This is a genomic window from Streptomyces sp. LZ34 (genome assembly GCF_053890475.1).
Genome location: NZ_CM132680.1, coordinates 5932124 through 5957431, shown reverse-complemented (window position 1 = coordinate 5957431; position 25308 = coordinate 5932124). Strand labels below are relative to the sequence as shown.

Below are 25308 nucleotides of genomic sequence, written 5' to 3'. Positions count from 1 at the left end.
GAAGATTCCGAGCTCTTACGAAAAGGGCAGCCCAATACAACGGTCATTATCGATCAATAAGAAATATTGCTGGCTAACAGGGTAATTCTCCTGCTATAACTCGAATTTGGGTTGGCGCTAGGGGGAGGGGCAGCCCGATGGCCGGTGGGGGCGGGGTCCATGTACACGGCGATATCGAGGGGCAGGTCGTCGTCGGCGATCGCAACGTTGTGATCAACGCCGAGCGCGGCTCTTCGGTGACCGTACGGAGCGAGCCGCCGCCCTTGGCCCGCCGCCGCGCCCATCCCGCGGGGCGCGCGCTGCCGCACCGCGCGCCCGAGCTACTGGGCCGCGAGGGGGAGCTGGCGGCGCTGCGGCGGTGGCTGTCGCAGGGCCACCCGGTGCAGATCTACGGCCCGCCCGGCGTCGGCAAGTCCGTACTGCTGCGCCGGTTCGCGGCCGACGCCGCGGCCCGCGGTCAGGACGTGCTGTATCTCCCGGCGGCCGGGGTGCCCGTCGACGACCTCGTCCAGGAGCTCTTCCAGGCGTGCTACGAGGCGCCCGACTACAAGCCCGCGCCGGCGGTGACGCAGCAGCTGATGGCCTCGGTCCATGCCCTGGTCGTGGTCGACGACTTCCAGGGCTCGGCCGAGGACCTGACGGAGCTGGTGGCGGCCGCGCCCGGGTGTGACGTCCTGGTGGTCGCCGCCGAGCGCCAGGAGTGGAACGAGGGGCGGGCCCTGCGCCTGGACGGGCTGCTGGAGGAGCCCGCGCTCGCGCTGCTCACCGCGGAGCTGGGCCGCCCGCTGCGGGACGATGAGCGGGAGGCGGCGGGGCGGCTGATCACCACCGTGCGTGGGCACCCCCTGACACTGGTCCAGGCCGCTGCGGCCCTGCGCGCCGCGGGCCCCGCGGGGCGTGCGGGGCCTGGCGGTCTTGCCGGGCTCGCCAGTCCTGGTGGCCCCGGTGGCCCCGGTGGTCCCGGTGGACCTGCCGAACCTGCCGGATCCGGCGCACCTGGCGATCCCGCTGGGCTCGCTGGTTCTGGCGGCCCCGGTGGACCTGCTGGACCCGCCGGACCTGGCGGTCCGGGCGGTCCGGGCGGCCGCGCTGGGTCTGCCGGTCCCGCCGGATCCGCCGGTTCTGGCGCACCTGGCGATCCCGCCGGGCTCCCCGGTCCCGCCGGACCTGCCGGTCCCGCCGGACCCGTCGGGCTCGCTGTGGACGAGAGGGCGCTTGCGGTTGGGTTGGCGGGTGGGCTCAGCGATGGGGCGGGCAGGCTTCTGCGCATCCTGTGCGCCGTCGACCCCCTTCCGCTGTCCCCGGCGCTCCTCTCCGTGATCGCTGCCGGACCAGCCCGCCCCGCCGGAGCCACGAGTGGCGCCGGAGTGGACCGGGGTGCCGCCGTGGAGCTGGAGGGCCTGCGGCTGGCGTCCTCGGAGGGCGGTGGCATCCGTGCCATGGGGCGGCTCGCCCGCCTGGTCGCCGAGCGCAGCGGCCCCGCCCAGGACCCGGCCGCCCTCGCCGCCTCGCTGGCGGGCTGGGCGCGCGGGGCCACTCGCCACGACCTGGCCGCCGAGTCCGCCGTGATCCGCCGCGTCCTGGAGGCGGCCGCGCTCGCGGGCGGCCATGAAGCCGTCCGCGACCTCGCCCGCTTCACGGCCCCCGCCCTGGCCCGTTCGCTGCGCTGGGGCGCCTGGCGGCAGGTCCTGGGCCTCGGCGCGGGCGCGGCCCGCACGCTGGGGGCCGCCGCCGACCTGGCGTACTTCACCCATGAGGAGGAGGCGCGCAGACGGGCGCTCGGCCTGGCGGCCGGGGTCGCGGTCGGCCTGTCGTTCGGCGTCGGCACGGCCGCCGGCCACCTCGGCGGCCCCGCTTCAGGCCATGCCGCGAGCCAGGCGGTGAGCCACGCGGCGGGCCACGGCTCGGCCGCCGCCGGCAAGTCGGCGCTGAGCTCGTTCGCGGCGAACCCGGTCGCCATCGGGACGGCGGCGGCCGTGCTGGTGGCGGGCGGCGTCTTCGTGGCGTTCGCGAGTACGGGCGGCGAGAGCCCCCGCGCCGAGCCCACCGTCCCCGTCACGTCCCTCGACCCGACCCGCACGCTGGACCCGACCACCGCATCCACGTCGGCCGCCACCTTCACCACCGGCCCGCCGCCCGCGACGACCGCCGTCCCGACGGCCACCACCGCCCCCGTCACCACCACCGCCCCCACGCCCACCACCGGGCAGCCCACCTACGGCTCCGGCCAGTGCCCGCCAGTCCCGCTGGGCGTCGGTTCCTTCGGGCCGGTGGCGGCGGGGCAGCAGGACAGGAAGAGCGTCACCTGGGACAGCTACTGGGAGTGCGACGACGCGAAGACCCTCGCCGTCAGCGACACCACGGCCTGGAGCGTCCGCGCGACCTCGTGCCCCGCCACCCAGAAACCCGGTCCGCCGAGGTCCGCTTCCGGCCCCTGCGTGTTCGAGGTCGTCTTCAGCCCTCCCGCCTCGGCCGAGCCAGGCACCACGTACAGCGCGAAGGTCACCATGCTGGACGACTGGGGCCATGTGGCGATGACTCTGCCCCTCAGCGGAACCACCGCCTCCACTGCCCCCACGGACCCCACCACCCCCGGGGAGGGCCCCTCTTCGCAGCCGTCCGAGCCTGTCCCCGGCTGATGGGATGGGCGTCTAGAGCCGCTTGGCGCTGCGGAACAGCTGGGCGTAGAAGCCGTTGCCGTCGATGCGCGAGGCGCCGCCCTTGTCGCCCATGGTGGGGCCGTTGACCTCCTTGCGGCTGGAGATGAACACCCGGTGGCCGTCGGCGTCCACGCCGAGGTACAGCGCGACGTGGTCCATGTGGTTCCCCGTGCGGTGGTCCATCTTGAAGAAGAGCAGGTCTCCGGGTTGCAGCACGTCGATGTTGGCCGGGCGCTTGTACCAGGGCGAAGGGCCCTGAAGCTTGATGATGTCGGTGCCCACCTGCGAGCGGGCCATGCCGTCGGCGGTGCGCGGCAGCCCGTCCCCGGAGGTGTTCGTGGCCCGCAGCGGGTAGCGGGCGCGATAGCCCCACACGACGCGCATGAAGCCGGAGCAGTCCAGCGCGCGGTAGCGCTCCTTGCGCGGCTGCATCGTGGTGCCGTCCCGGAAGGTGTACGGGATGCCCAGGTAGTCGTAGAAGTCGTTCTGCTCCAGGCGGTCCACACCGTCCTTCTTGAACGGCCCGAAGACGGCGTCGCCCGCGTACGGGATGCCCTCGTCGTCCTTCTTGACCGGTGTGCCCTGGCTGTACTGGAAGGCGATCGCGAAGATGTCGTCCTCCTCGCTGCCGTAGTACTGCTTGAACCAGTCCTTGAACCACTTCTCCTTCTCCGCCCCCTTGCGCCAGGGCTCGGGCATCAGCCGTACCCAGTCCTCGGTCACCACGCGGGACGAGGTGTTGGCGGGCTCGGAGAAGGTGCGGCTGGGGCCCTTGAGGGTGGCGGTGCGGGCGCCGTCCGTGAAGGTGGCGAGCACCTGGCCCTTCGAGCCGCGCAGCACGGTGCGGTCCGGGTTCTTCAGCCGCTCCCAGGTCCGGTCCCCGGTGTCCTGGGCGCTGGTCTCCAACTGCGGGTCGTCCGTGACCTTCTGCACCGCCGGGGCTTTGGCGTCCTCCTCCTTCCGCAGCTCCACGGTCAGGTAGGCGCTGGTGCCGAGCAGCGCGAGCACGGTCACGGCGTGCAGCACGCCGCGTTTCTTCGAGGTCTTCTTGGCAGACATGGTCGGCTCCGGTGGTGGGGTCAGGCGGACGGCATGACGCCGAGCAGGATCCCGGCGGTGAGGACGACATACGCCATGAGCGTCACGGAGCCGGTGGCCAGCAGCGTGGGCCCCTTGGGCTGGCGCACCAGCTGGTAGGCGATCAGGCCGGGGACGATGAATCCGAGCGTCTGGTTGCTGTACATCAGCGGGAACTCGATGGTCAGCGCGATCATCACGGTGGCCTGAAGCAGCACGCCGGTGAGCACGACCGCCGCGAACAGCCGCTTGCCGTAAAGGATCACAAAGCGCTGCAGCAGCAGGACGCACACATAGGTGAGGACCGTGACGCCGACGACCATCGCGGCGCGCTGGAGGTCCTCGACGAGGGTGAGCGCGAGCCAGCCCGGAGTGATCATGCCGCCGGGCGAGAGGTTGGTCGTCAGATAGCAGACGAGCGAGAACATGAGCCCGAGCGCGATACCGAGCGCGGCGATCTCTGGGGTGAGGACGGAGGGGATCAACGCGGCTCTCCTGAGCTGTGCCACTGCTGGTCTTCGGCGGGGGGCTGGTCTGCTGCGGGCGGCTGGTCCGCTACGAGGGGCGGGTCTGCCATGAGGGGCGTGGGCGGTACCCGGGGCTCGAAGTAGCCGCGGGGGTGGACCTGGCCGTCGTGCGCCGCCGGCTGCGGGGTGGGCTGCCGCTGCGCGTACCGCGTCTCGTACGCCTTCGGGTACCGCTGGTAGGGGTCGATGCGGGGCGCGTACAGCTGCATCGTGTCGACGTGTTCGGGGAGGGCGGGCCGGGGCGGCCCGGTCGGCCCGGCCGGCCGGGTGCCCTCGGCGCCGGCCGGGGTGTCGGCGGGCGCGGGCGCGGGCGCGGGGGCGGGGGCGTCGGCGCCGTGGGCGCTGGCCCCGGTGGTGGCCCCGGTGGTGGCCCCGGCGGTGGCCCCGGCGGTGGTTCCGGCGGTGGGCTCGGCGCCGGGCTCGTCGGGGGTCTCGTCGGCCGGGAGTTCGGCGAGGTGCTCGAGGAGCAGCTCGCCCTGGCCGTGGATGTTGCCGATGGCGACCAGCGAGGAGTTGGGCCCGAGCATGCCGAGCATCTGCTCCATGAACTCCTCCGGGTCGCGCCGGTCGCCGCCGAGATCGACGGCGCGCGAGCGGTAGGAGGCCGGGATGGCGTCGATGGCGGACTTGGCCGGGTGGCCGATCACGAAGACGTGCTCGGGGTCGAGGTCGGGGATGATCTCGCCCATCTGGCCGTTGCGCTCGACGCGGTCGGGACGGCAGTTGATCACCACATTGAGCGGGCGGTGGATCGCGCCGAGGTCGAGCAGCTGGTTGATGTTCATCAGCGTCGACTCGGGGTCGTTGGCCGCGAAGACGTTGGCGAAGCGCAGCCGCTTGCCCTCGTGGGTGTGGTAACGCTCGACCGACAGTACGCCGGGGTCCGGCGGCGCGTCGTACATGCCCTGGAGCGCCACCTTGCGCTCCACGCCGAGGAGTTCGGCGACGGTGAGCGCGATCGCCACGTTCTCCTTGAAGGTGAACCAGCTGAAGCCGCGCAGCTCCTCATCGGTGACCGTCTCCGGATCCGCGTAGATCAGACGGCAGTTCCGGGCGTCGGCCTCCTCCTGGAGGATGTGCAGGCGCTCCTTCTCGGCGGTGACACAGATCCCGTCCTCCGGCATGGAGCGGGACAGCGAGCGCGCCACATCGTCCAGGGTGGGGCCCATCTCGGCGAGGTGGTCCTCGCGGACGTTGCACAGCACGCCGATCGTGGAGCGGATCAGCTTGGACTGGTTGATCTCCTGAAGGGCCGGCATGACGGCCATGCACTCGATGACCAGCGCGTCCGGGCGGTACGCGGCCGCGCGCCGCACGATGCCGATCTGCTCGACGACGTTGGCGATGCCGAACTTGCGGTAGACCGGCTCCTCGGTGGCGTCGGGGTGGATGAAGCGGGCGGCCGTGCCGGTGGTCTTGGCGACGGTGACGAGGTCGCCGCCGCGCAGCGCGCCAGCGCACAGCCGGGTGATGGACGACTTGCCGCGGATGCCGTTGACCAGCACCCGGGTGGGGATGTTGTCCAGGTTGGCGAAGTGCCGCCGCTGCTCCACGGCCCCGGCGACCAGCAGTATCGCGCTGCACACCATGAGCACGGTGTAAAGGAAGAGCACGGTGTTTTCAGTTCCTTCCGGCGAGGGACCGCGCGCCGTCGCGCCCGCGCTGCTGCCCCTGCAGCTGCTGCCGGATGAGCTCCAGGCTGCGGATGACGGCGCCGACCTCGTCGTGGTGGCGCGGGAAGAGGACGGTACGCCGGTCGCCGTCCGCGAGCGCCTCGGCCTGGCCGGCGAGCGCGCGCAGCGGGCGGACGACCACGATGTGCAGCCAGCCCAGGCAGGCCGCCGCCGCGGTGAGGCCGAGCATCCCGACGAGCACGGTGCGGTTCTGCAGGGTGTACGCGGGGATGTCGAGCCGGGACGCGGGCTGCCAGCTGACGACCCTCCAGTCGAGGACCTTCGCCACGCCGCCGCCCGTCATCGGGGCCGCGGCCGCGATCCGCACGTTGTCGCCGCGCTGGACCTTGGCTCGCGCCTGCTTGCCGTCGACGAGCGGGGAAAGGTGCCCGGGCATCTTCTGGAAGGCCAGGTAGCCGGAGTTCCCGGCGATGACCCGGCCCTTGGCGTCGACCACCCGGACCTGGCCGAGGCCGTCGCGGCGCAGCAGCGCGTTGACGAAGTCGATGTCGAACTCGCCCACGACCGCGGCGCCCGCCTGCCCCTGTAGGGGGGCCGTGGCGCGGATGACGGGCTTCTTGCCGCCGTGCCCGGACAGCTTGAGGGGCTGATCGGAGGGGCGCTCGCCGGACGCGTGGTGCGGCTCGTGTCCGGCCCGGGCCAGCACGTCGCCGTCGCCGCTGACGACGTAGACGGACTCGTAGCGCGGGTGTTCCTCGATGGTGCGCGTGAGGACAGCCGTCATGTCGTCGGCCGAGGTCTGGCCGCCGATCAGGGCGGCGACGGCGGACAGGTCGGCGTGGCCCTCGTTGAGGGCCCGGCGCACCCGGTCGCTGATCGTCTCGGTGCGTGCCTTCTGGTCCCTGACCACCTGGGTCGGGATGCGCACGGAGGAGTCCGGGCGGTTGAGCAGCAGGGTCAGCGGGACCGACCAGGTCAGCAGCAGCACGGCGGAGACGGCGACCAGGGCGCGGGTGCCCAGGCGCCGGCCGCCGCGCGCACCGGACGCGCCTGCCGCGCCCTCGGGGGACTCGCCCCGCAGCTGCTGCCGCAGCCGTTCCAGGGCGCGGCCGATGCGGGCGGCCTCGCCGAACCGGGGCACGGTGACCGGGCGGGCCAGGTCGCCGCGGGTGAGCCGGCGGCTCTCCAGGAACAGCCGGATCAGGGGGCGTTGGACGGTGCCGAGCAGCACCGCGATGGCGAGCCCGCCGATGACCAGCAGCGCTCCGGCGGCGGCCAGCCCGAACGCCGGCCGGGCCAGCTGGGAGGCGCGCTCGGTGACGCCGACCTGGGTGACGATGCTCAGCCCGAGGCCGCTGGCCACCGTGGACTTGCCCGGCTCGGCGGCGGCGAGCGAGGCGTAGCCGCCGACGGTCCGCCGGTCGCCCGAGGCGTCGCCGGTGAAGCTGCCGCTGACGCCCGCGTAGCCGCCGGCGCCCGGCTCTTTGGAGCTGATGGGGTTCTGCCGGGACTTCCTGGCGGCGGTGGTGGCGAACGTCTTCAGTTCGCGCTGCGCCCGCTCGCTGTCGAGGGCCCCGTCGCTGCTGAGGATCGTGCCGGTCGCGTCCACGACGCCGATGGCGCGGCTCTCGTCCAGGCGCATCCCGGGCACCTTCAGGTTGCTGGAGGCGATCAGGAGCTGCTGGGGCTGGCCCTTCCAGGAGAGCAGGGCGAGGGCGAGCAGCCGGGTCTGGCCGTTCTTCAGCCGGACCAGGCGGGGCGCCAGGCCGTCCTTGCCGGAGAGCTTGGTGCGGTCGATCACGGTGAGCGGCACGGTCTCGCCCCGGGCGGCGAGCAGCTTGCCCGACTTGATCTCGATGACCGCGGTGCCGCTCCACTTCTGGTAGACGCTGCCCGTTTTGTCGAGGACGGCGTCGGCGGAGACGGGCTTGCCCTCGCTGAAGAGGAGCGCGGTGCGGTTGAGGTCGGTGACCGACTCGTCGAGCGAGGCGCGCAGCGCGACGGCCCCGTCCTCGGCGAAGTGCTGCTGGGAGGTCAGTACGGCCTTGGGAACGAGGACGTTCTCGGTCTTGCCGAAGGTGAGGGCGGTGATTGCCGCCAGGGAGAGGAGCAGAGCCGAGAGTACGGCTATGGGAGGACGAATGCCGCCTATCAGCGACATATCAGCCCGTCGGCGGATCTTTCGCCGCCGCTTCGGCGCCGAAGCGGCCACGGGGGCTCCTCTCTGGAAATGCCTGGGTGTTCGCGGCGCCCCAGGGGCGCCCCAACGCGCTGGCCCTGCGGGCGCGCGGTCGCGCGCAAATACGCGACCCGTGGGGATTGGATCAACTAGCGAGGCGAAGGGTTGCCCCAAGGGGCGAAAATGTGAGTCAGATCGCTCCGTGACGATCGATGCCGACCGGCTCCGGAAACCGGTTGCCCCGCTATCGTCCGTTTCACTATGAGAGCCGACTCCACCATGAGAGCCGACCGCACTCGGAAGACCGCCCCCCGGCGGTTCGACCCCCGGAAGACCGCCCTCGCAGCCCTGGCGCTCACCGCCGTGGCCGCCCTGCTGACGGGGGCCCTTGCCCTGCGTGGCGGCGACGGAACCACCGGCGACGGCGGACCGGCCGGCACCGACCTGGAGCGCCGGATCACCGGCTACACCGCCCGGTTCGGGGCGGACACCGGCTATCTCCCGCCCACGCGCTCCGACCGCCGGGCCGTGGCCCGCGCCGTGGGGCTCCTCCTGGACGGCCACCGCGCCCAGGCCGCGGCCCGGCTCGACGCCCTGGACTTCGACCTCCGTACGATCACCGACAGCGCCACCGGACGGCGCTACGCCGAGATCTCCGACCGCACCGACGCCGGCCCCTCGCCCCGCGGCTGGGGGCGGGTGTACCTCGACCTCTCGGCGCCGGTGCGCTGGTCCGTCCAGGTGCCCCACCCGGTCGCGGACGCCCGCACCGAGCAGCTGGGAGTCGGCGTCCTGCGCGGCACACCGGGCGGCGTCCTCGTACTCGCGGGCGCCCACCGCGACGCGGGCACCGGCGACGCCGCCGACGTGGCGCACCGCCGGGACACCGTCTTCGCCGCGGTCTGCGCCGAACTCGCCGGACGCGGACTCCCCGGCATCCAGATCCACGGCTTCGCGGACGACACGGCCCCCGACTACGACGTCATCGCCTCAACCGGCCGCGCCACCCATCAGAGCCGCACCGACGCCCGCACCCTCGCCGACGCCCTCCGCGCCCGCGACTTCACGGTATGCCGCGCCTGGGTCCGCTCCTGTCCCCTGGAAGGCCACACCAACGAACAGGGGCGCACCGCCCGGGAGGAGGACAGCCCCTTCCTGCACGTCGAGTTCGCCAACGCGATCCGCACCGACCGCCGCGACGCCGCGCGCGCCGTCGCGGCGATGAACAGGGTCACCGCCCGCTGGTCGGCGTCGACCCCCCGCTCAGGGAAGGGTTTGACGCCCTTTTAGTTAACCGCTATCTGTTGATGGGTCGCAGAGGAGGGTGGTCCGTGCAGGACGTGGCGCTGGCGCTGCTGGCCAAGGAGCCGTCGCACGGGTACGACCTGCGCAAGCGGTTGGCAGCGGCGCTCGGACCGTTGGGCGAGACGCTGAACGCGGGGCAGATCTATGTGACGCTCACCCGGCTCGAAAAGGCGGGCCTGGTCGTCCAGGAGCGTGAGGACGCGCCGGTGCGCGGCCCACGGCGCAAGGTGTACGCGCTGACCGCGGCCGGGCAGGAGAGGGTGGCCGCGTGGATGGCCGAGGGCGCCGGGCCCAGAGCGGACGTGACGGAGTTCCACCTGAAGCTGGTGGCCGCCGCCGAGTCGGGTCTGGCCGATCCGCTCGCGCTCGTGGACGCGCGGCGGCGGGAGCTGATACGCAGCCTCGCCGAGGCCCAGCACGCCGTCCTCGCTCATGACACGAACTCGGAGGCCGGACTGCTCCTGGAGGGCATCGCCCTCCGGCTACAGGCCGATCTGCGCTGGCTGGAGGCGTGTGCGCGGACCTGGTCCGCCCGCGCCCCGCGTGGGGAAGGCGGAGGAAACGGATGACGAGAGAGGGTCGGCGGGTCAGCGGCCGGTCGCAGCGGAGGGGTACGGACGACAGCCCGGGCGCGGGACCGGCCGGCCGCCGGCCCGGTGAGGCGTCCGGGCCGATGCTGCGGGCGGTCGGCCTGTCGCGGGCGTACGGGCAGGACGAGAGCCTGGTGTGGGCCGTCGACGGGGTCGACCTCGACGTTCCCGCCGGGCAGACGCTCGCCGTGACCGGGCCCAGCGGCTGCGGCAAGTCGACGCTGCTGCAACTGCTCGGCGGTCTTGACCGGCCCACCGACGGCGAGGTGTGGCTCGGCGGGCAGCGCATCGACCACCTCGGCGAACGGGCGCTGGCCAGGCTGCGGCGCCGCGCCATCGGCTTCGTCTTCCAGGCCTTCCACCTGATGGACGAGCTGACCGCGGCGGAGAACGTCGAGCTGCCCGCGCTGCTCGCCGGCGCCTCACCGCGCACCGCCCGCAACCGTGCCGCCGGACTCCTCGACCGGGTCGGGCTCGCCGACCGGGCCCGGCACCTGCCCTCGGAGCTGTCCGGCGGGCAGCGGCAGCGGGTCGCCATCGCCCGCGCCCTGGTCAACGAGCCGCTGGTGGTCCTCGCGGACGAGCCCACCGGAAACCTCGACAGCGCCGCGACCCATGACGTCCTCCGTCTCTTCGACGAGCTGCGCGCCGCCGGCCAGACCCTGGTCATGGTCACCCATGACGAGCGCGTCGCCGCCACGGCGGACCGCGTCGTCTCCCTGCGCGACGGAACGCCGGCCGACGACACCCTCCTGAACAGCAGCGGTGGCAGCGGTGGCGGCACCACACAGCTCGGCGCGCTGCTGAGCTGGGAGGGCTGAGCCGTGGGACGCCTGCTCCTGATGTGGCGCCTGGCCGCGCGACCTGCGCCACCGTCCCGGCGAGGCCGCGATGTTCCTGATCGCCGTCACCGCCGCCACCGCTTCCCTGACCTGGGACTGGCCATACCCTCGGCGCCACACCCGGCCAGGTCGTCACGGCGCTCTGCACCGCACAGCTCCTGCCCGCGTGGGTTCACACCCGCAGCCGCGGTGACCATCGGGCCCCGCTCGGAAGGCCCACACCACACGGAGGGGCGTTACGGCTTCGCTCCCAGGGTCTCCGCCGCCTCGGCCGGCCCCGCGGCCGCGGGCGCCGTCTGCGCGACGGTGGCCCGCCGGCGCGGCAGGAAGGAGGCGAGGGTGAAGGCGAGGAGGGCGGCACCGGCGCCGATGGCCATGACCACCTTGAAACCGTTCTCGGAGGGCAGGACGTGGCCGTTGAAGCCGGTGGTCATCTGGGCCAGGATGACGCCGGCGATGGCGCTGGCGAAGGAGGTGCCCAGGGAGCGCATCAGGGCGTTGAGGCTGTTGGCGGCGGCGGTCTCGGAAGCCGGCACGGCGCCCATGATCAGGGCGGGCAGCGCGCCGTAGGTGAAGCCGACGCCGGCGCCGATGACGCAGGACGCCAGGATCAGGTGCCAGACCTCGGACATCAGCACGATGTTCAGCCCGTAGCCGGCGGCCACGATCAGCGCGCCGATCATCAGCGTCACCTTGGGGCCCTTGGCCTTGGTGACGGCGGCGGAGAACGGGGACACAACCATCATGACCAGGCCCTGCGGGGCCAGCACCAAGCCCGTGGTGAGCATGGACATACCGAGGCCGTAGCCGGTCTGCTCGGGCAGCTGGAGCAGCTGCGGCAGCACCAGGGACATCGCGAACATCGAGAAGCCGAGCGCGATCGAGGCGAGGTTGGTGAAGAGCACCTGGCGGCGGGCGGTGGTGCGCAGATCGACCAGCGGCTGCCGGGCGCGCAGCTCGTACGCTCCCCAAGAGAGCAGGATGACGACGGCGGCGGCGAACAGGCCGAGGGTGGTGGCGCTGGTCCAGCCCCAGTCGGCGCCCTTGGAGACGGCCAGCAGCAGGGACACCAGTCCGGCCGACAGGCCGAGGGAGCCGACCAGGTCGAAGCGTCCGCCGGTACGCACCTTCGACTCGGGCACGATCATTCCGACGAGTGCGAGGGCGACGGCGCCGAGGGCGGCCGAGGTCCAGAACAGGGCGTGCCAGTCGAAGTTGTCCGCGATCAACGCGGCGGCGGGCAGGCCGAGGGCGCCGCCGACGCCGAGGGAAGCGCTCATCAGCGCGGTGGAGCCGGCCAGCCGCTCGGGCGGCAGCTCGTCGCGCATGATGCTGATGCCGAGCGGGACGACGGCGGCGGCCAGGCCCTGCAGGGTGCGTCCGACGATCATCGGAACCAGGGACTCGCTCAGCGCGCAGACGACCGATCCGGACACCAGCAGCACGAGGCTGACCAGCAGCAGGCGGCGCTTGCCGAGCATGTCGCCGAGGCGGCCGACGACCGGCGTGGCGACGGCGGCGGCGAGCAGCGTGGCGGTGACCGCCCAGGTGGCGTCCGACGGTGAGGCGTCGAGGTACTTCGGCAGCTCGGGGACGATCGGGATCACCAGGGTCTGCATCAGCGAGACGACGATTCCCGAAAGGGCCAGCACCGCCACCACGGCGTTCGGCCTCGGCGGGGCGGAACCCCCGGCGGCGGGTCGGGCAAGGGCGTCGGACATGGCGGGGGCCTCCAGGGGGCGAGCAAGTGGATTGCGTGACTTGAGTAAGTGGCGTGGTCGCAGGCTCGGGCTCTGCGAGGGGGTGGGGGAGCGGTGGCGGCTCGGTCGGGCCTACGGCTGTCCGTCAAAGGTGACGACGACCTTCTCCGCGGCCCCCGGCGTCAGGGCGAGTTCGAAGGCCCGCTCGACCTCGGAGAACGGCACGCGGTGACTGATGAGCCTCGCGAAGCGCTCCTGGTGCTCGACGAGTTCGGGGGTGACCTCGAAGATCTCGGTGGGGTAGCCCTGGGAGGCGACGAGGGTCAGCTCGCTGCGCAGCATGCCGCCGAGGTCGATGGCGTCGGACTTCTTCTGTACGGCGACCATGACCAGCTTGGCGCCCCATTTGGCGGATTCGACGGTGGTGTTGAAGACCGCGGGGGCGCCGGCCGCGTCGATATAGATGTCGGTACCGGCCCGCGGCTGGCCGAGCGCGTTGGCCGCCTGGCCGTGCAGTTCGGTCAGGCGGGCGGTGACGTCTTCGGCGGCTGAGTCGATGACGGCGTCGGCACCGACGGCCAGCGCCGTTTGAAGGCGCTCGGGGATGACGTCGGCGACGACCACGTGTCCGACCCCGCGCAGCTTCAGCCAGATGGCGGCGCCCAGGCCGATGGGCCCGGCACCGAAGACGACGACCTTGTCGGTCGGCTTCGCCTCGGAGCGGTTGACGCAGTGGCGGGCCACCGCCATGGGCTCGTTGAGCGCGGCGACGTCGAAGGGCACGGTGTCGGGGAAGACGGTGACGCTCTTGCCGACGACGGCGTCCTCGATGAGCAGGTACTCGCTCATGCCGCCCAGTTCGCCGCCGCAGCCGATGATCCCGGAGGGGGCGCCCTGCGGATTGACGACCACGCGGTCACCCACCTTCAGGTCCCTGACCTCGGCGCCGACCTCGACGATCTCGCCCGCCGGCTCATGGCCGAGCGGCAGCGAGATCGTCGACCCGCCCGGGCCGAAGGGGACTCCGCCCAGGTGGAGGAAGTGGGTGTCGGTGCCGCAGATGCCGCAGGCGCGGATCCGTACCAGGGCGTCCTTCGGGCCGGGGGCGGGCCGTTCGGCGTCGACGACGTCGATCTTGTGCTGCCCGCCGGTCCGGACGGACTTCATCGTGGCCATGGAGGGACTCTCTTTCTGGGGGTCGGGGGCGCGGCATGGCCGCTGTGCCGCCGGACCCGGCGGCGGACGGGGGCTCCGGCCGCCGGCCCGGGACCGCGCCAACCCCCGTCCCCACGGGTTCGGCGCGCGTTGGGGCCGTCTCCGCTCAAGGTGGCCCCGGCCTGGGTGCCCACGGCAGGGGACGCCGTGGGGCTGACTTGCTTGACTCAGGCAAGCATGGACGACTTACTTGAGTCAAGCAACCTTTCTCCCGAAATGCTTGACTTAGGCAAGTATCTGTTACGGTGGTCTCATGTCCACACCGTCATCCGCAGCGGGACCCGTCTCGACAGACGTGATCGAGATCGAGCGCGCGCTGACGCGCATCGCCTACCTGGCCGGCCGGGCCCGGCAGCACGAGCGCCTGATGGCCCTGGCCGGACTGTCCCTGGACCGGGCCGCCGTGGCGATCCTGCGGCACATCGCCGAGAGCGAGCCGCTGCGCCCCGGAGTGCTGGCGGTCCGGCTCTCCGTGGAAGCCTCCCACGTCACCCGGCAGCTGGGGCAGCTGGAGAAGAGCGGCTATGTGATCCGCGTCCCGGATCCGGACGACCGCCGCGCCCAGCGCATCCAGCTCACCGACGCCGGCCTGGCCGCGGTCGAGCGCATCCGAGAGGCCAGCCGCCGGGGCATGTCGATGGCTCTGGCGGACTGGTCGGCCGAGGACCTGGGGCAGCTCGCGGGGCTCTTCCGCCGGCTCGCCGACGACTTCGTCAAACACGCCGAGGCGGACGTCGACGTCCCGCCCTCGGCCTGAGGGGCGCGCTGCGTGAGGGACGCGCCGCGTGATTCACAGCAGAGTCGGCGCGTGGAACTCCCCGAGCCCTGAGGTCAGGTCCCGGTCCAGCCAGTAGCGGCGGGGCTCGGTCAGCATGACGTCGACGCTGACGGTGAGGATGCCGGGGATCGTGGCGAGTTCATTGTCGATGAAGGCCGCCAGTGCGGAGCGGTCGGTGACCATCCCGGAGCACAGGACGGACATGTCGCTGGCGACGTGTACGGCGAGCCGGGTCTGGGGGAACTGGTCGAGGCGGCGCATGACGTCGGGGGTCTGACCAGGCGCGACCCGCAGGCGCAGCACAAAGGAGGTCTGGAAGCCCAGCCACTCCGACACCACCTCCAGCCGGGGCTTGACCCAGCGCTCGTCGAGGACCCGGCGGACGACGCGGTGTGCGGTGGAGGCGGCCAGACCGGAGGTGCGGGCAATGCTCGCGGAGGATGCCCGGCCGTCCTGCATCAGCTGGGCGACCACGGTGTGTTCGGCCTCGCTGAGGGGTTTGGCGGGCGGTGTCGCGGTCGCGGTCCCTTCGGGGCGGGTGCCGGTCAGCTTCAGCAGGTCGGCCCGTTCGGCGTCGGTCAGGAACTGCGGGTCCCAGGTGATGCCCCGGCGCAGGGTGCTGAGCGCGGGCAGTGCGTTGACGCGGCGGACGCCGGGGACGGAGAACATCCGGTCTATCGCCTCGCTGGTGGCCGCCTCGGAGGGGGCGTGGACGACGGCGTAGAGCGGGTAGTCGCCGGAGATCTGCGCGAGGAGCTGCAGGTGGGGGAGTGTGCGGAGCCGGTCGAGGACGGCGAGCGGGGTCTCGCCGGTGATGTCCAGGAAGACGTGGACCGGCATCGCCGTGGAGTGCATGCCCCAGTAGGCCTGCCCGATCACGCGGACCATCCGGGCCTCGTGCAGCCGGTCGAAGCGGCGTTTGAGGGTGCTGGCATCGGCGGACAGGATCGCGCCGATGTCGTCCCAGGTGGCCCGGGGTGCCACGTGCAGCGCCCCGATCAGGCGCCGGTCGAGCTCGTCGAGCAGAGGGCGAGTCATGCTGCCCCACCTTAGACTGCCGGTTAATCCCAATGTTACATCCGGAGGCTAGAGAATCTCTCACTCCACTGCCATGGTTTGCTGGAACGTCCCCCAAATGCACGAAGAGGTACCCATGAGTGCCACTGCGACCGAACCCCAGCCGACCGAGCCCCCCTCGAGAGTCCTGCGCGCCGCGTTCCGAGGTTTCGCGGCGATCGAGAAGGTCGGCAACAAACTGCCCAACCCGTTCTGGCTGTTCTGGATCCTCGCGGGGGTCGTCGCCGTCCTCAGCGCCGTGCTGGCGGCGGCCGGGGTCAGCGCCGCGCACCCCGGGACGCACGAGACCATCAAGGTGCAGAGCCTGCTCAGCAAGACCGGAATAACGACGATGGTCGAGGGGGCCGTCGACAACTTCGCGACCTTCCCGCCGCTCGGCACGATCCTCATCGTGGGCTTCGGTATCGCCGTAGCCGAGGCGAGTGGGCTGTTCACGACCCTGCTGCGGCGCATGGTCGCCCGGGTGCCCGGCAAGTACCTGACCTTCGCGCTGTCGATGACGGCGATGGTCGCCCACGTCGCGGGCGACGCCGCATACGTCACCCTCATCCCGCTGGGGGCGCTCATCTACCGTGCCGCGGGCCGCAGCCCGGTCCTCGGCTGCATCGTCGCCTACGTCTCCATCTCCGCCGGCTACGACGCCTCGCCGGCCCTCACCACCACCGACGTGCTGTTGTCGTCGATCTCCACCGCCGCCGCCCACACCATCGACCCGCACTACGTCGTCACCCCGGTCGCGAACTACTTCTTCGCGCTCGCCTCCTCGGTCCTGGTGGCCCTGGTGATCAGCCTCGTCGTCGACAAGGTCATCGCCAAGCGCTCGGACCTGGACCCCGACGAGCCGGTCACCGCCCTGAGCGCTGCCGAACTGAAGGCGATCGAGGTCGCCCCGGAGCAGCGCCGCGCGCTGCGGGTGACCGGGCTGGTCGCGCTGGGCTTCATCGTGCTCCTGGCGGCAGCCATGGTCCCGGTGTCCTCACCGCTGCGCGGCAAGGGCGGCTCCCTCGTCGAATCCCCGGTGATCACGGGCATGTCGCTCGTGCTGTGTGTGTTCTTCACCCTGGTCGGCTGGGTCTACGGCCGGGTGAGCGGAACCTTCCGCGCCGCTCGCGACATCGTCGACGCGCTGGTCGAGGGCACCCGCACCTACGCCCCGATCCTCGTCCTCTTCTTCGCGATCTCCCAGTTCCTCGCCTACTTCAAGTGGACGAACATCGGCAACATCCTTGCCATCAAGGGCGCGGAGACCCTGAAGGACCTGCACCTCAGCGGCTGGACCGTGCTGATCGGCATCGCCGTACTGATCACGTTCATGAACCTCGTCATCACCAGCGGCTCCGCACTGTGGGCGCTGGCCGCACCGGTGCTCGTGCCCATGCTGATGCTCGTCGGGATCGAGCCCGAGACGACCCAGGCCGTCTACCGCGTCGCCGACTCGGTCACCAACTGCGTCACCCCGATGAGCCCGTACTTCGCGATGGCGCTGGGCTTCATCCAGCAGCACAAGAAGTCCGCCGGCATCGGCACCCTGGCCTCCTTCACCATCCCGATCGCCGCCGTCGTCTGGGTCGCCTGGGTCGCGTTCTTCGTGGCCTGGTACCTGCTGGGCCTTCCCTTCGGCGTCGGCTGACCCCGCCCCTCCCCGAAACCACCCCCCACCCGTTCGCACCAGAAAGCTGATCATGACCGCATCGCCTGTCGCCGCTCTCACCGCCCGTGCCACGGAGGTCTCGTCGGAGATCGTCACCGACATCCTGGCGCTCGTCCACCGCGAGACCGGCAGCTACGACCTGTCCGGCCTCGCGGCGGGCCTGGACCTCCTGCGCGAGCTGGCCGTCCACCGGCTCGGGCAGCCCGACCACGAACACCGCTACCCCGGCGGCGAGTGCGGCGACACCCTCACGCTGACCTACACCGGCACCGGCCCCGGGCACGTCGCGCTCGTCGGCCACTACGACACCGTATGGCCGACGGGCACGCTCGCCGGGTGGGAGCAGCCGGAGCCGGAGGGCGACGGGGACGGTCGGGAGAAGCTCAGCGGACCTGGCATCTTCGACATGAAGACCGGCCTGGCCCAGGGCATCTGGGCCCTGAAGCTGGCAAGGGAGACCGGCACCCCCTTCCCCACCGTCACCTTCCTCTTCAACGGCGACGAGGAGATCGGTTCCCTCTCCTCCCGTCCGGTGATCGAGGAGGTCGCGCAGAAGGTCGACGTCACCCTGGTCTTGGAGCCCACCGCACACGGCGCCGTCAAGACCGCCCGCAAGGGCTCCGGGATCTTCCAGATCACGGCCACCGGCATCGAAGCGCACGCCGGACTCGCGCCTCAGGACGGGGCGAGCGCGATCACCGCCCTGTCCGAGTTCGTCCTCGCTGCCGCGGCCGTCGCCGCCCCCGAGAAGGGCACCACGATCAACACCGGGCTCATCAAGGGCGGCAGCGCCACCAACGTCGTCGCCGGGAAGGCCACCGCCGGCATCGACATCCGGGTCACCAGCCAGGCCGAACAGGACCGCGTCGACGCCGAGTTCGACGCCATCGAGGTCAGCGACCCCCGCGTGGGCATCGAGATCGTCCGAGACTGGAACCGGCCGCCGATGACCCTCAACGCCGCCTCCGCCCCGCTCCTCGACCTCGCCCGCGAGGTCGCCCGCGAACAGGGCCGCGAACTGTCCGACACCGCGGTCGGCGGCGCCAGCGACGCCAACTTCGTCGCGGCCCTCGGACTGCCGGTGCTGTGCGGCATGGGCGCGGTCGGAGACGGCGCCCACGCCCAGGGCGAATTCATCTACCCCGACACCGTGCCCGCCCAGACGGCACTGGTCGCAGGGCTGCTGGGACGGCTGGCACAGCCCCTGCGCGGCTGAACGCCGCGACGACCAACACCCGACGGCGAGGGCACGTCAGTGCCCTCGCCCGGACCCATGTGCGCTCAATGTGCCCTGGCCGTCTGATGTCCCGTCCCGGCGCATGACGAGGGCGGAGCCCGAAAGCTTCGCCCGCCATCTACGGTCGGCAGGTCAGGATGCCGTCTAGTGCTCTGACCGCGTAGGTTCGCCGGGTTGGTGGTCGTGGCGGTTGGATGTGCACTGACGTCCGTCCCGACCGCTGGGGGTGTGGTGGCAGAGCCTGTCCGTGTGCGCAGGTTGACCGATCAGGAGGGGCAGAAACTACAGCAGATCGTGCGCCGGGGCAGCACCAGTTCGGTGCGGTTCCGGCGGGCGATGATGCTGCTGGCCTCGGCCGGCGGGAACCGGGTGCCGGTGATCGCGAAGCTGGTGCAGGCCGACGAGGACACCGTCCGGGACGTGATCCATCGGTTCAACGAGATCGGCCTGGCCTGCCTGGACCCTCAGTGGGCGGGAGGCCGTCCCCGCCTGCTCAGTCCTGACGACGAGGACTTCGTCATCCAGACGGCCACCACCCGCCCCACCAAGCTCGGCCAGCCCTTCACCCGCTGGTCCATCCGCAAACTCGCCACCTACCTGCGGAAAGTGCACGGCCGCATGATCCGGATCGGCCGCGAGGCATTACGGTGCCTGCTCGCCCGCCGCGGCATCACCTTCCAGCGCACCAAGACCTGGAAGGAGTCACCGGACCCCGAGCGCGACGCCAAGCTCGACTGCATCGAGCACGTGCTGGAACGCTTCCCTGACCGGGTGTTCGCGTTCGACGAGTTCGGCCCGCTTGGTATCCGGCCCGCCGCTGGCGCGTGCTGGGCTGCTGCTGGTCACCCCGAGCGCCATCCCGCGACGTACCACCGCACTCACGGAGTGAGGTACTTCCACGGCTGCTACTCGATCGGCGACGACACCCTGTGGGGCGTCAACCGTCGCAAGAAGGGCGCCGCGACTACCCTGGCCGCGCTCAGGTCGATCCGGGCCGCTCGCCCGGACGGCGCCCCGATCTACGTCATCCTGGACAACTTGTCCGCCCACAAGGGCGACACCATCCGCCGCTGGGCGAAGAAGAACAGGGTCGAGCTGTGCTTCACGCCGACCTACGCGTCCTGGGCCAACCCGATCGAGGCCCACTTCGGGCCGTTGCGACAGTTCACCATCGCCAACTCCAACCACCGCAACCACACCACACAGACCCGGGCCCTCCACGCCTATCTCCGCTGGCGCAACGCCAACGCCCGCCACCCCGACGTCCTTGCCGCCCAGCGTCGAGAGCGCGCCCGCAGCCGCAGTGAGAAGGGCATCCGATGGGGCGGACGAGCGAGGACGGCGGCCTGATCATTCGCTGACGTTCAACGTCGCGCAGTCCGCGACTCCAGTTCGGACAGCACCGCCCGGAGCCGCTCCAGGGCCGCGGTCGTGTCCGGCTCTCCGCGATTTCAAGGTCAAAATGGCAACGACCCATGCCGCTGCCCGCGCCGGTGACCTCGCCGTCGAGCTCGAACGCCGTCTCCAGAGCCTCCTCGACGTCGTCACGATCGATCGGCAGCCCCACGAAGACGATCTCGACGAACACTCCGGTCCTCCCTCTAAACCCGGCGAACCACAGCGGTCAGAGCACCTAGCTGCTCGCCGGTCGACCGTTCGCCGGCGTCTCGGTTCGCCAGCCGAGGAGGATCGTGCGAAGCGCCTGTTCGGCGAGGTAGCGGGCGCGATCGTTGCCGACGCTGCCGAGGTAACTGAGCGACGCGATGCCGTACAGCGTGCCCCAGAGGATCTCACAAGCCTGGTCGAAATCGGCCAGGACCACGTCGTGTGCAGCCGACCAGGAGGTGAGCAGCTCCTTGAGGACGTCGATGACCGGTTCCGCGACGCGCCGGCGTTCGTCCGCGTCGACCATCGGGTCGTTCATGACCTGGAAGAGGTGGGGGTGCTCGCCGGCGAACCGGACGTACTGCGACGCAATGCGCGTCATGCGCCGGTCCCTATCGGGCTCCTGCGCGGCTTGGCGGAACTCGCTCAGCATCAGGCGGTGACCGTGCGCGACCAGCTCCAGTACGAGCGCGTCCTTGTTGGCGAAGTGCTGGTAGACGACGGGCGCGGAATATTCGACATCGGTGGCGATGCGCCGGATCGTCAGGGCCGCGATGCCCTCGGTCTCGAGGACGTGCAGCGCGGCCTCGATGATCCGCTCCCGGGTGTTCGCCCGTTCGCGGGCCCGTCTCGTGCTGGTCGGCATGGTCCGTCACTTCGCTTCGATGGTGTCCTCGAACACTAGTCACCGCCTTGACCGCGCCGGCGACGCGCGTCATAGTTAACGCCGTTAGGAATTATAACGACGTTAGGAACGAGTAGTAAGTCATGATTTACCACATCAACAGAGTCACGATGAAGGCCACTGCGACGCCTGAGCAGATCGAAGGGGTGCTGGAGAGCTGGCGCAATCAGGGCCGGTCGAACCCCGCCATCAAGTCCTTCGTCGTCGGCCGCGACCACGGCGGCGACTACACGTACGGCGCGGTGTTCGTCGTCGAACATCTCGACGGGCTCTTCGCCTACCTGACGCACCCGACCACCTACCAGACCGACCACCTCGGGCTGCACCTGGTCGAACGGCTGGAGATCTTCGACGTCAGTGACGACGACGACCCTGACCTGAACGCCAAGATCCAGGAACTGCACCGGCGCCGCAACGAGCTCAACCCGCAGATCGCCGGCATGCTCGCAGACGTGCCCACCTACACCGGCTCCGGCGTGGACGACTGACCGATACCCCGGAGAAGGAGAAACCGTCATGGCCAAGCACGTCATCATCGGTGCCGGTTCCATCGGTACCAACGTCGCTCGTCTGCTCGCCGAGCGCGGCGAGAGCGTCCGGATCGTCACCCGCAGCGGCTCCGGCCCCGAGCACCCGCTGGTCGACCGGGTCGCCGCGGACGCGTCCGACCCCTCCCGCCTGACCGAGCTGTCCTGCGGCGCGGAAGTGATCTACCACTGCGCCAATCCACCCTCATACACGGTGTGGGAGCGCCTGTTGCCGCCCCTGCAGACGGCGGCCATCACCGCCGCCAAGGCGAACGACGCCGTCCTCGCGCTGACCGGCAGCCTTTACGCCTACGGTCCGCAGCCCGGCGGCCGGATGAACGAACACACCCCCATGGCCGCCACCGGGCACAAGGGCCGCCTGCGCAGACGCATGTGGGAACAGGCCCTCGCCGGGGGGATCCGCACCGTCGAGGTCCGCGGCTCCGACTACATCGGCAAGGACGCCAACGGCATCTACTCCCTGCTCATCAAGTCGGCCCTGCAGAAGGGAAAAGCGGCCTGGATCACCGGCCACCTGGACATGCCGCACACCTTCACCTTCAACGGCGACATGGCACAGGCCCTCATCACGCTGGCCTCGGAAGAACGCGCGTGGGGCCGACCCTGGCACGTGCCGTCCGCGCCGGCCGTCACCATTCGCGAGCTGGCGCGGCGCTACGCCGTCGCGGCAGGGCGGCCACCGATCAAACTAATCCAGATACCGCGCTCCGTGACGCGTACGGCCGGGCTGATCGTGCCGATCGCCCGCGAGATGGCCGAGATGGACTACCAGTGGTACGCGCCGTTCCACATGGACGCGACGGAGACCACCGAGACCTTCGGCCTGACCGCCACCGACCTCGACACCGCCGTCCGCAACGAGGTCGGCTGAACTCCCACCGCCACACCGGCAGGCCGACGGCATGGCCGCCGACACCGTGAACATTCGTGGTCACGGCACTAGGCATGTGGTCGGCTCCGTGGGGTTCGTGAGGGCGGGTCGAGCACAGGCTTCCCTGACCTCCTCGCGGAGGCTCAGACCCGAGCACGGCGCTCAGGGTGTCGCGGACGCCGTTGATGTCCCCGCTGACGAGGTGGGCGGTCGCGAGGACTTGGCGTTGATGACACGGGGTTCCGTCGCTACGACACCTTCATTGCGCAGCTGGCGCACGGCCCTGATCACTTGAGTTGGCCGGTAGACCTTTGGGCGCCGAAGATCAGGGTTCAGCAGGAGCCGGGTCGCGGGGCGGAGAGGGTCTTGTGCAGAAGGGAGTACGGCGGGTCGGCGATGAGGTAGAAGTGGTTCCCGGGAACGCTGACCTCCTGGATGGGCAGCGTGCTCAACGCGCTCCACGGGCGGCGGTCCGCGTCGTCGTCCTGGTCACCGACGATGGTGGTGACCGGACAGCTGAGCAACGGCTCGGGCGCCATGGTGTAGCTGTGGAACATGCGGCCGTCGGCGATCAGATACGGCAGGACCACCTCCTGGAAGATCGGGTCGGCCGCCATCTCCGCGTCGGTGCCGCCCATCCTGACCAGGTCCTCGAGCAGCCGGTCGGGGTCCTCCTCGGCGACGAGGCCGGTGGGCAGCGGGGCGTCACGGGAGCCCGAAGCGAACAGGCGCTCGATGTGGATGCCCCGGCGCTGCAGCGCGCGTGCCGTTTCCAGGGCCACGGGAGCGCCCAGGCTGTGGCCGAAGAAGGCGAGTGGGAGATCCGCCAGCGGTTCGAGCGCGTCGGCGATGTCGGCGGCGAGCTGGACGAGGTCGTGCGGAGGGTCCTCGTCGAGCCGGGCGGCGCGCCCCGGGTACTGGACGGCGTGTACCTCCACCTCGGTCAGCGACTGACCCCAGGAGCGGTAGAAGGCGGCCGACCCCCCGGCGTGCGCGAAGCACACCAGACGCGTCCGCGCTTCGGGCCGGGCCGTGTCGCGCACCAGCCAGCGCGAGGTGTACGACGTCATGGGCGGATCCCCTTCCGTGCGCGCTGCTGCCGAAGCCTGGCCGTACGTGCCTTGCGGGCGGCCTCGGCTGAGGAGGCCGGCGCCGTGTCCTCCCCGTGCTCGCGACTGGTGCGGATGAGCGTGGCCTGTGCTGTCACGGTGGTTTCCTGGAACAGGGAGACGACCGACGGCCGCAGTCCGCAGTGCCGCTCCAGCGCGTCCTGCAGCTTGAACATGGCCAGCGAATTGCCGCCGAAATCGAAGAAGTTGACGTCCAGCGGTACCGTGGCCACGCCGAGCACGTCCGACCAGGCGACGGCCACCTGGGTGGTGAGCGGATCGTCGCTGAGGGGCGCGGCCGTCGGGTGGGCGGCGGGCGGCTCCGCGGCGATGGTCCGCAGCAGTGCGCGGTCGAGTTTGCCGTTGAGGTTGCGCGGCAGTTCCGGCAGGACCCGCAGCTCGCCGGGCACCATCGCGGGGGGCAGCTGCTCCGCGAGGGCACGGCGCAGCGCGACCGGGTCCGCACCCTCCCGCGAGCCGACGAAGCCGATCAGGCCGGATCCCCGCGCATCGGGCAGGACCACCGCCTCCTGGACTCCTTCCAGCGGGCGCAGCGCCGACTCGACCGCACCGAGTTCCACGCGGTGGCCGCGGACCTTGACCTGGTCGTCCTTGCGGCCGATGAAGTCCAGCCGGCGGTCCGCGTTCCGGCGCACTATGTCACCGGTCCGGTACATGCGTGCGCCGGGCCCGGCGGCGAAGGGGTCGTCGAGGAAGACCGCCGCCGTGGCCTCCGGACGGCCGAAGTAGCCGCGTGTCACCCCGGTGCCGCCGATGAACAACTCGCCCTCCGCGCCCGGCGGTACGGGCTGGAGCTCGTCGTCGAGGACGTAGAGCCGGGCGCCTGGGACCGGGCCGCCGATGCTGACCGGTTCGACGCCGGTGAAGCGGTGGAAGGTGGCCCATACGGTGGTCTCGGTCGGGCCGTACTCGTTGACCAGGTCGACCACGGAGGAGTGCACCGCGAAGTGCCGGTCGACCAGTGCCTGCGGCAGGGCCTCGCCCGCCACGATCACCTGCCGCAGGGAGGCCAGCGGAGCTGTCCCGGCGCGTTCGGCGGCGTCGAGCAGCAGCCCGTACAGAGCGGGCACGCACAGCGTACGGTTCACGCGGTGGCGGCTGACGAGGGAGACCAGCCGATCGGCGTCGCGCAGTTCGTCCGCGGACGCCACGACCAGGCAGCCGCCCGCCTGGAGCGTCCCCCATATCCCGGCGACCGACGAGTCGAAGGCCAGCGGTGACATCAGGAGGAAGATCGGGTTCCCCGGGTAGACCATGAGTCGGGCCCGGGTCGAGGCGGCGAGATTGCGGTGCTCGACGATGACGCCCTTGGGCTCGCCCGTACTGCCCGAGGTGTAGATGAGATACGCCGGATCCGCCGGGCCGACCGCGGCGGCGAAGGAGCCGGAGGCCGCGGCGTCCGGCTCCTCGCCGGGGACGCTCGAGACCGTCACGACGGGCAGGTGGGAACCGGGCGCCCGATGCCGTGTGTGTGCCGTCGTCACGACGGCTGCCACCTGCGCATCGTGGAGGATCGTGGCGACACGGGCGTCCGGCTGGGCCAGATCGACGGGCACATAGGCGGCCCCCGCGCCGAGGACGCCGAGCACGGACGCGATCATCGCGGCGGAGGGCTCGGCGAGGAGGGCGACCCGGTCACCGGCGCCCACCCCGGCCGCGGCGAGGCGGTGGGACAACTGCCGGGACCAGGAGATCAACTCACCGTAGGTGACGGCGATGTCGCCGCAGCGCACGGCGACCGCCGCGGGATGGTCGGCGGCCAGGCGGGCCACCACTTCGTGCGCGGGAACGAACGCGTCTTCCGGCAGTGGTTCGCCGGTTACCGAGGCCGTCCACTCCGGTATCGCTCCGTCACTGTCCTTCGGTCTGGACGGAGAGGATTCCATGTGTTGTGAACCGGACATGAGAACAACTCCCCAAAGCTGTCAGTTCGCTTATTGCTCGGTCCGGATTCGAGAGGGAAAGTGCGGTTTTTGCTGTCACGAGTGACCGCGCCA

At 71.3% G+C, this 25308-nt stretch carries 20 protein-coding genes; 10 read left to right on the top strand and 10 right to left on the bottom strand.

All coding sequences use genetic code 11. From position 1 onward, the window contains the following. Positions 1–137: 137 nt before the first annotated feature. A complete protein-coding gene (locus ACWY4P_RS23975) occupies positions 138–2639 on the top strand; it encodes a hypothetical protein (RefSeq protein WP_456212589.1) in 2502 nt (833 codons plus the stop codon). Between the two features lie 12 nt (positions 2640–2651). Here the strand turns inward: ACWY4P_RS23975 and ACWY4P_RS23970 are convergent, their stop codons facing one another. From ACWY4P_RS23970 to ACWY4P_RS23955, 4 genes are read right to left on the bottom strand one after another with little or no spacing between them, the layout of a single operon-like run. Further along, positions 2652–3719: an NlpC/P60 family protein gene (locus ACWY4P_RS23970; RefSeq protein WP_456212588.1), complete on the bottom strand. Its 1068-nt coding sequence runs from the start codon at positions 3717–3719 to the stop codon at positions 2652–2654. A gap of 20 nt (positions 3720–3739) precedes the next feature. Further along, complete coding sequence (locus ACWY4P_RS23965) at positions 3740–4222, bottom strand: poly-gamma-glutamate biosynthesis protein PgsC/CapC (protein ID WP_319688146.1); 483 nt, start codon at positions 4220–4222, stop codon at positions 3740–3742. Next, positions 4219–5877 carry a poly-gamma-glutamate synthase PgsB gene (gene pgsB / locus ACWY4P_RS23960; protein WP_456212587.1) on the bottom strand — a complete coding sequence of 553 codons (1659 nt, stop codon included), beginning with the start codon at positions 5875–5877 and terminating at the stop codon, positions 4219–4221. Before pgsB ends, ACWY4P_RS23965 begins: the two co-directional genes overlap by 4 nt. A gap of 7 nt (positions 5878–5884) precedes the next feature. Continuing rightward, a complete protein-coding gene (locus ACWY4P_RS23955) occupies positions 5885–8059 on the bottom strand; it encodes a HAMP domain-containing protein (RefSeq protein WP_456213034.1) in 2175 nt (724 codons plus the stop codon). Positions 8060–8338: 279 nt separating this feature from the next. Here ACWY4P_RS23955 and ACWY4P_RS23950 point away from each other — a divergent pair, with 279 nt between their 5' ends. Genes ACWY4P_RS23950 through ACWY4P_RS23940 form a run of 3 tightly spaced genes read left to right on the top strand, consistent with a single transcriptional unit; the run spans position 8339 to position 10793 of the window. Next, the gene (locus ACWY4P_RS23950; RefSeq protein ID WP_456212586.1) at positions 8339–9367 is read left to right on the top strand and encodes a hypothetical protein; all 1029 of its coding nucleotides are present in this window, start codon (positions 8339–8341) and stop codon (positions 9365–9367) included. 41 nt (positions 9368–9408) lie between these two features. Next, complete coding sequence (locus ACWY4P_RS23945; protein ID WP_456212585.1) at positions 9409–9951, top strand: PadR family transcriptional regulator; 543 nt, start codon at positions 9409–9411, stop codon at positions 9949–9951. Continuing rightward, positions 9948–10793: an ABC transporter ATP-binding protein gene (locus ACWY4P_RS23940; protein WP_456212584.1), complete on the top strand. Its 846-nt coding sequence runs from the start codon at positions 9948–9950 to the stop codon at positions 10791–10793. Before ACWY4P_RS23945 ends, ACWY4P_RS23940 begins: the two co-directional genes overlap by 4 nt. A 257-nt stretch (positions 10794–11050) precedes the next feature. Here ACWY4P_RS23940 and ACWY4P_RS23935 read toward each other — a convergent pair whose 3' ends face one another. After that, positions 11051–12535: an MFS transporter gene (locus ACWY4P_RS23935; protein WP_456212583.1), complete on the bottom strand. Its 1485-nt coding sequence runs from the start codon at positions 12533–12535 to the stop codon at positions 11051–11053. 111 nt (positions 12536–12646) lie between these two features. After that, positions 12647–13690 (bottom strand): zinc-dependent alcohol dehydrogenase, encoded by a 1044-nt coding sequence (locus ACWY4P_RS23930; protein WP_456212582.1) that lies wholly within the window; start codon positions 13688–13690, stop codon positions 12647–12649. Positions 13691–13982: 292 nt separating this feature from the next. Between ACWY4P_RS23930 and ACWY4P_RS23925 the strand changes: the two genes are divergently transcribed. Beyond that, the gene (locus tag ACWY4P_RS23925) at positions 13983–14486 is read left to right on the top strand and encodes a MarR family winged helix-turn-helix transcriptional regulator (protein WP_456212581.1); all 504 of its coding nucleotides are present in this window, start codon (positions 13983–13985) and stop codon (positions 14484–14486) included. A 33-nt stretch (positions 14487–14519) separates the two neighbouring features. On the opposite strand, the gene ACWY4P_RS23920 is transcribed toward ACWY4P_RS23925, so the two are convergent. Continuing rightward, the gene (locus ACWY4P_RS23920) at positions 14520–15545 is read right to left on the bottom strand and encodes an Lrp/AsnC family transcriptional regulator (RefSeq protein ID WP_456212580.1); all 1026 of its coding nucleotides are present in this window, start codon (positions 15543–15545) and stop codon (positions 14520–14522) included. Positions 15546–15660: 115 nt separating this feature from the next. On the opposite strand from ACWY4P_RS23920, the gene ACWY4P_RS23915 reads away from it, so the two are divergent. From ACWY4P_RS23915 to ACWY4P_RS23905, 3 genes are all read left to right on the top strand, one after another. Beyond that, on the top strand, positions 15661–17214 hold the full coding sequence (locus ACWY4P_RS23915) for an AbgT family transporter (RefSeq protein WP_456212579.1): 1554 nt from the start codon (positions 15661–15663) through the stop codon (positions 17212–17214). Positions 17215–17266: 52 nt separating this feature from the next. Continuing rightward, positions 17267–18451 (top strand): M20 family metallopeptidase, encoded by a 1185-nt coding sequence (locus ACWY4P_RS23910; protein ID WP_456212578.1) that lies wholly within the window; start codon positions 17267–17269, stop codon positions 18449–18451. Between the two features lie 252 nt (positions 18452–18703). Further along, positions 18704–19822, top strand: a complete 1119-nt coding sequence (locus ACWY4P_RS23905) for an IS630 family transposase (protein ID WP_456212577.1) — start codon at positions 18704–18706, stop codon at positions 19820–19822. Between the two features lie 283 nt (positions 19823–20105). On the opposite strand, the gene ACWY4P_RS23900 is transcribed toward ACWY4P_RS23905, so the two are convergent. Further along, on the bottom strand, positions 20106–20723 hold the full coding sequence (locus tag ACWY4P_RS23900; protein WP_456207907.1) for a TetR/AcrR family transcriptional regulator: 618 nt from the start codon (positions 20721–20723) through the stop codon (positions 20106–20108). Between the two features lie 149 nt (positions 20724–20872). Here ACWY4P_RS23900 and ACWY4P_RS23895 point away from each other — a divergent pair, with 149 nt between their 5' ends. Both ACWY4P_RS23895 and ACWY4P_RS23890 read left to right on the top strand, forming a co-directional pair. Further along, positions 20873–21250, top strand: a complete 378-nt coding sequence (locus tag ACWY4P_RS23895; RefSeq protein WP_245970625.1) for a Dabb family protein — start codon at positions 20873–20875, stop codon at positions 21248–21250. A gap of 28 nt (positions 21251–21278) precedes the next feature. Continuing rightward, positions 21279–22181 (top strand): SDR family oxidoreductase, encoded by a 903-nt coding sequence (locus ACWY4P_RS23890; RefSeq protein WP_456207906.1) that lies wholly within the window; start codon positions 21279–21281, stop codon positions 22179–22181. Positions 22182–22513: 332 nt separating this feature from the next. Here the strand turns inward: ACWY4P_RS23890 and ACWY4P_RS23885 are convergent, their stop codons facing one another. Together ACWY4P_RS23885 and ACWY4P_RS23880 are read right to left on the bottom strand one after the other, a co-directional pair. Beyond that, positions 22514–23251: a thioesterase II family protein gene (locus ACWY4P_RS23885; RefSeq protein WP_456212576.1), complete on the bottom strand. Its 738-nt coding sequence runs from the start codon at positions 23249–23251 to the stop codon at positions 22514–22516. Beyond that, positions 23248–25215, bottom strand: coding sequence for a non-ribosomal peptide synthetase (locus tag ACWY4P_RS23880; RefSeq protein ID WP_456212575.1), 1968 nt, complete (start codon positions 25213–25215; stop codon positions 23248–23250). Before ACWY4P_RS23880 ends, ACWY4P_RS23885 begins: the two co-directional genes overlap by 4 nt. Between the last annotated feature and the right edge of the window lie 93 nt (positions 25216–25308).